Origin of the sequence: Psychrobacter sp. NPDC078501 (assembly GCF_044900935.1) — a bacterium.
Taxonomy (GTDB): domain Bacteria; phylum Pseudomonadota; class Gammaproteobacteria; order Pseudomonadales; family Moraxellaceae; genus Psychrobacter.
In genome coordinates, this window is record NZ_JBJDOS010000018.1 from 5,775 (window position 1) to 11,295 (window position 5,521).

6 protein-coding genes are annotated in these 5,521 nt (G+C 38.4%); 2 read left to right on the top strand and 4 right to left on the bottom strand.

Features of this window, described 5'->3' with window-relative positions; all coding sequences use genetic code 11:
* Nucleotides 1-417 precede the first annotated feature (417 nt).
* Both mobV and repM read left to right on the top strand, forming a co-directional pair.
* Nucleotides 418-1,314 carry a MobV family relaxase gene (gene mobV, locus ACI2IW_RS13780; RefSeq protein ID WP_068039766.1) on the top strand — a complete coding sequence of 299 codons (897 nt, stop codon included), beginning with the start codon at nt 418-420 and terminating at the stop codon, nt 1,312-1,314.
* A 420-nt stretch (nt 1,315-1,734) separates the two neighbouring features.
* On the top strand, nt 1,735-2,682 hold the full coding sequence (gene repM / locus ACI2IW_RS13785) for a replication initiation protein RepM (protein WP_082787309.1): 948 nt from the start codon (nt 1,735-1,737) through the stop codon (nt 2,680-2,682).
* A 345-nt stretch (nt 2,683-3,027) separates the two neighbouring features.
* Here the strand turns inward: repM and ACI2IW_RS13790 are convergent, their stop codons facing one another.
* From ACI2IW_RS13790 to ACI2IW_RS13805, 4 genes are all read right to left on the bottom strand, one after another.
* Nucleotides 3,028-4,167, bottom strand: coding sequence for a zinc-dependent alcohol dehydrogenase (locus ACI2IW_RS13790; protein WP_068039753.1), 1,140 nt, complete (start codon nt 4,165-4,167; stop codon nt 3,028-3,030).
* 399 nt (nt 4,168-4,566) lie between these two features.
* The gene (locus ACI2IW_RS13795) at nt 4,567-4,833 is read right to left on the bottom strand and encodes a type II toxin-antitoxin system mRNA interferase toxin, RelE/StbE family (RefSeq protein ID WP_068039760.1); all 267 of its coding nucleotides are present in this window, start codon (nt 4,831-4,833) and stop codon (nt 4,567-4,569) included.
* Entirely contained in the window at nt 4,820-5,104 is a 285-nt protein-coding gene (locus ACI2IW_RS13800; protein ID WP_068039762.1) for a type II toxin-antitoxin system RelB/DinJ family antitoxin, read from the bottom strand. The genes ACI2IW_RS13795 and ACI2IW_RS13800 overlap by 14 nt, the downstream gene beginning before the upstream one ends.
* A gap of 90 nt (nt 5,105-5,194) precedes the next feature.
* Nucleotides 5,195-5,470, bottom strand: a complete 276-nt coding sequence (locus ACI2IW_RS13805; protein WP_068039764.1) for a hypothetical protein — start codon at nt 5,468-5,470, stop codon at nt 5,195-5,197.
* Between the last annotated feature and the right edge of the window lie 51 nt (nt 5,471-5,521).

A 5,521-nucleotide genomic window follows, 5' to 3' on the forward strand; every position in this document is an offset into this window, starting at 1 on the left:
TTTTTTAGGTTAATAAATTATTGATACCAGCCTAAGATTATGCCAGTGAAAAACGAGAAGTAACGCTCTTATACCCCCTTTTTTGTAGCAGATTTTACGACAGATAAAAAAACCGTTATTTCCCACCTAATTTGATGACTACACCATACGCACCCTAAAGGGACTGCCAAATAGCTGATATTGTTAGGTTTATTGAAATTTGAGTGTTTGCAAAGTGTAAACAAAATCGTTCTTAGTTATTGATTTATAAAGAAAAAAGCTGTTTACAATCTGTAAACAGCCAAGTTGAAAAACAGTGAAAAATAGCCCTTTTTTACCGCCTTTTGCGCCAAAAATCACGCTTTCCTAACAGGTGAAATTATGGTGTAGTAAGTACACTTTAATGAAATAACACTCAATTATAGGAAAAAAGTGGCGATGAACTATGCAATTTTGAGAACAGCAAAATTAAAGACGATGGGCAACATCGGTGGCAGTCTTGCACACAGCTACCGAACGATAGAAACGCCAAATGCTGACCCCAACCTCACCCCTAAAAATCATCATACCGTTGCGACCCCTGAAGCCGTCAAACAGGCAATAAAAGATCGACTTCCTGAAAAAAGACGCGCTGATGCGGTGCTATGTATTGAGTATTTAATAACCGCCAGTCCTGAATGGGAAGGTTGGGGAAAAAGCCAAGAAGCTGAATTTTTTAAGCGATCTGCTCAGTGGCTCATGGATAAACATGGAGAAGGAAATATTGCAGGTATGAGTATTCATCGGGACATAAGTACACCGCAGCTGGTCGCTTATGTCGTTCCTATTGACCAAAAAGGGAAGCTCAACTGTAAGGGTTTTCTAGGCGGCAGGGTTAAGTTAAATCAGATGCAAACCGATTTTGCCAACACGGTCGCTGATTTAGGGCTAACGAGGGGCAAGGAAGGCTCTAAAGCCAAACATACCAGCATCAAGGAGTATTACCACGACATCAATCACGCGCGAGATTTTAGTATTACGACCGTAGCGCCTAAGCCTGAAATGTTTGAAAGCAAGGCTAGATATGGGGAAAAGGTCACAATAGCCGTTATTGAGCAAGTAGAACCCACTGTGAAGGCAGCAAACAGCATCCTGATGGACTACGAGAAGGCTAGATTGGATAAAAACGTTGCGGAAGAGAGCTATGACACCCTTAAAAAACGTGTTGAGCCTTACTTGATGGCTATTGATGGTCTAAATCAAGAGGAAATTGCTAGAGTAAACGAAGCAATGCAGCTAGAAAGCCATAAAATCGCTGTAGAGATGGATAAAATAAAAAAGGCTAGGTATGTATAAGAATTAAGGTAGAAGGCTATTAAATCTCATTTTGTAGGCAAATAGAGTAGTTTCTATAGCTTATTACTGAGGTTAAGAAAAAATTGATCAATCATCTGATCCAAGAAGACATGAGAAAAGCCAAATATTTTATGGTAACTAGTGCTTTTTTCTTTTGTCTTTTTAGTTAGTAAAAAATAAAAAAAATGCTTTTAATGCTTTTAAATGCTTTTAAATGCTTTTAAGCCCTCTGTATCCATTGGTATTAAAAGGATACAAGCACCATTCGAATACGTTTACTTACCCATTCGAATACGTTTACTTACCCATTCGAATACGTTTACTTACCCATTCGAATACGTTTACTTACCATTTGAATACTTGAATAAAATAGTATTCGAAGATACAATTAAATATAAGTATTCAAATTTGAAGGTTATTATGTCTAAATCTAATCTAGTAGTGAAAACTAATTATCTAAATACCGTACTACAAAATCTAAAACTATCAGAAATACGCATTGTTCAGTTAGCCGTTGTAGATGCTAGAGAGACTGGTACAGGGTTGAGTGCAGAGATACCACTTCGTATTGATGCTAAAAGATATGCTGAAGTTTTTAATACCACTCGCCAAAACGGTTATCTAATGATGAAGGACGCTGAAGATACGCTATTTAACAGACGTTTTAGCTATGTTGATGATGAAGGTAAGTTAGTTAAATCTCGCTGGTTATCCCAAGTTAGATATTTAGATGACGAAGGAGCGATTGAAGTTGTATTTACTCCGGCTGTAGTACAAGGGATTACTCGGATTGATGGGGCTGAAGAGTTTTTCACTAAGTATTTACTAGAACAAACAGCCGAAATGGATAGTAATTATTCAGTAAGGCTCTATGAGCTGCTGGTTCAATGGAAGCAAGCCAAAAAAACACCTGTTTTTGAATTGGAGAAGTTTAGAGGTCAGTTAGGATTAGAGTCTGATGAATATCAAACTATGAGCAACTTCAAAAAAAGGGTCTTAAACCTTGCTGTTGAAGAGATAAACGAAAAATCAGATCTCAATGTTAGTTACACTCAAAAGAAAAAAGGTCGCAAAATTGCAGGATTTAGTTTTACTGTTCATGAAAAGCCAAAAGCTAAGAGGGATGTAGTTAATAAGGAGCGCGACGTTAGTACAGGAGATATGTTTACGGTCGATGGATTGAATGATAAGCAGCTAGGGCGAATTGCTCGTAATCCTGCTTTTATGGCGGAATACAATCATTTAGTAAGCCCTACTAGTCCAGCTGGTCAGTCACAGCAAGGTTGGGAGTTTGAAATGGTTAACCGCCTTAAAAAAGACCCTACGCAGTTTAACAAACGTCCGATTAGAGAATATCTTGAATACTAAATTATATTGCTCGATAAGAAATAACTAAGAAGCCTTGTAGCCCAAGCTATTCACTTTTCAGATTTTTACTCAATATTAAATAAATTTTTCATACATATAATAGAAAGTTTATTGTGCTTTACACTTCTAAGCTTTAAGACCATCTAAGACAGTTAGTTGGTTTTTTAATCCCTAAACCCATGAAAATCGGTTGGGGGGGGGTGATTTTTTTGTCGTGTGCAGAGAAAAACAAGTTAAAGATTTTTTTGCTAGCTGCTTTAGCGATAACCATTATTTAAGACAATCTCGTTAAAGCAGCTATGACCTAACCTTTAAATGTTAAAAGTAAAGGGCAAATTTGAAAAATTAAGGAGTTAAAATGACTTTACGACATTCTTCTTCACGCTTTTCGAAAATTTCATAACCTTTAGCAGCGTCAGACAAATTCATACGGTGAGTAATAATAGCTTCAGGTGATAAATCACCATTTTCAATATACTCTAATAATTGTGGTAAATACTTGTGTACATGGGTTTGGCCCATTCTGAAAGCAAGCCCTTTATCAAAAGCGTCACCCATTAAGAAATCATTAATGGGTCCTGCATATATACCAGGAACACTAACGACCCCGCCACGACGCACAGCTGCCATACATTGACGTAAAGCTGGAGCGCTTGATCCTTCAATTTTCGAACTGCCCTTAGCTTCAAAGCCAACCGCATCAATAACACCGTCAACGCCGCGATGTCCTTTGGTCTGTTCAATGATGAATTCAGCAGCATCTACCTTATCGAAATTAACCGGAATAGCCCCGTACGTATCTTTGGCATACTGCAAACGGTAGTCATTATGATCTACCACGAAGATCTGCTCAGCGCCTAACATTTTGGCACAAGCGGCTGATAACAACCCCACAGGACCCGCTCCATAAATAGCTACGGTTGAACCTTTAGTAATATTGGCATTAGTCACGGCCTGCCAAGCAGTTGGTAAAATATCTGATAAAAATAAAACCTTCTCATCTGACAGTGAGCCATTTACTTTGAACGGATTAAAATTACCTTTAGGAACCCGTACAAAATCTGCTTGTCCACCAGGAATCCCACCATATAAATGGCTAAAACCAAATAAAGCAGCCGGTGGCGGAATTATTTTTTTATTAATAGCAGCGCCTGGGCCTGTATTTGTAGTCTCACAAGCGGACATTAGGTCATGCTGACAGAAAAAGCAGTTACCACATGCAATAACAAAAGGAATAACAACTCTATCGCCTTTTTTAACAGCAGTAACTTCAGAGCCTACTTCTTCAACCACACCCATAAACTCATGGCCGAGGATATCGCCTTCCTCGGTTTCAGGTATTTTGCCACGATATAAGTGTAAATCTGAACCACAAATTGCAGTTGCAGTCACACGTAAAATAACATCATCTTTTTCTTGCAGTTTAGGCTCTGGGACATTGTCCACTCGCACATCTTTAGCACCATGATAAGTTAAAGCACGCATAATTTCTCCAGTTAAGTAAAGCTTGCAAAATCTCGATAAACAATAATCTGTGAGAATACAAGATGAAAGTTATTAGAATCAGTGGTTTATGTTATCTAAGTTAAGTATTACTCAATTATATTAGCACCTTGAAAATCGAGATTTATAATCAACGTGTGTTAAAAAGGTTGCGTGTTGTAAGTGAAAAGTTGTAGTGGTCAACTAATTTAGGATACCCGATAAATTAACTTTTCGAGTCCTCCTGCCGAGGACTGAAGGCTTATAAAAGCTGTTTGTATTTTTAAAGTAACTTTTCTTGTTAGATAAGGATATACCCTAGTGGAACCGTCTTAAAAGCCCCAAAAGTCTATTAACAGACTACTCAAAATAGACTGTCATTATGGAACCACTTGAATTAGGCTAATCAAACACTTCTGAATGGCTACCTAGCCTAACAAAATCTACCGTATCGTTCTGAACACGGTAGATAAGCACCAAGTCAGGCTTGATATGGCAGTCTCTAAATCCCTTATGATTGCCGGTCAACGCATGATCTTTGTATTTAGCCGGTAGCGGTATGTCGTTAGTCAAACAATTGAGCACCTCGCCCCATGCAGGAGTGAGTAAGCTTAGATAATTCTTTTTAGCATCTCTCTTAAACTGACTTGATACTTCAATGGATCTCATCAGCCTCGCCTTCTAGCTCATCCATGAGATCACCAAAGCTATCGTACTTAGTGCCTTTACCGCTCGCGACCTCAGCAATAGCCGCAATCGTTTGCGCGTTGAGCTTAGGTTGTTGATAGTCAAAAGACAGAGGAATCGCATTAGTATCGGCTACTTGGTTTAAGAACAGTCTTATGGCTTGTGAAGGTGTTAATCCATAGCTTTCAAGAACAGAAAAAGACCTATCCTTCAGATCCTGGTCAAGCCGTATATTATAATTAGTTGTAGTCATAGCAATCACCTTTCGCTTATATTCGTACCCCCAATATAAGCGAAAGATGATTAAACCTCAATAACTATAGCGTTCCATCTTTTCGCTAATCTAAGTGGTAACAGTCTGCTCATTTAATCCAGCAAGAAAATCATCAACCGTTTTCTCAATGCTTTTTTGCATGACATACAGATCAGAAGTGGAGTACTTCCCCAGCTGATTTCTTTCATCCATGACTTCAAACAGCTTGTTTCTGACTACTTCTTCGTGCGTTTTATCGTCAATCAACAGCAAATTAAGCTTCACGACAGCTCTATTATAGGCTTCTTGGGTAGCTTCAAGCTGAAGGCTTTTATTGCTAGCTACTGATACACCGATCATGCTCATAAATAACTCCGCTACTAGAATCATCTGTAGCTACAGATGATTTTTTTAGGT

Coding starts and splice junctions, on each gene's coding strand:
- repM (WP_082787309.1), top strand. CDS start 1,735: ATGTCTAAATCTAATCTAGTAGTGAAAACTAATTATCTAAATACCGTA.
- ACI2IW_RS13805 (WP_068039764.1), bottom strand. CDS start 5,470: ATGAGCATGATCGGTGTATCAGTAGCTAGCAATAAAAGCCTTCAGCTT.
- mobV (WP_068039766.1), top strand. CDS start 418: ATGAACTATGCAATTTTGAGAACAGCAAAATTAAAGACGATGGGCAAC.
- ACI2IW_RS13800 (WP_068039762.1), bottom strand. CDS start 5,104: ATGACTACAACTAATTATAATATACGGCTTGACCAGGATCTGAAGGAT.
- ACI2IW_RS13790 (WP_068039753.1), bottom strand. CDS start 4,167: ATGCGTGCTTTAACTTATCATGGTGCTAAAGATGTGCGAGTGGACAAT.
- ACI2IW_RS13795 (WP_068039760.1), bottom strand. CDS start 4,833: ATGAGATCCATTGAAGTATCAAGTCAGTTTAAGAGAGATGCTAAAAAG.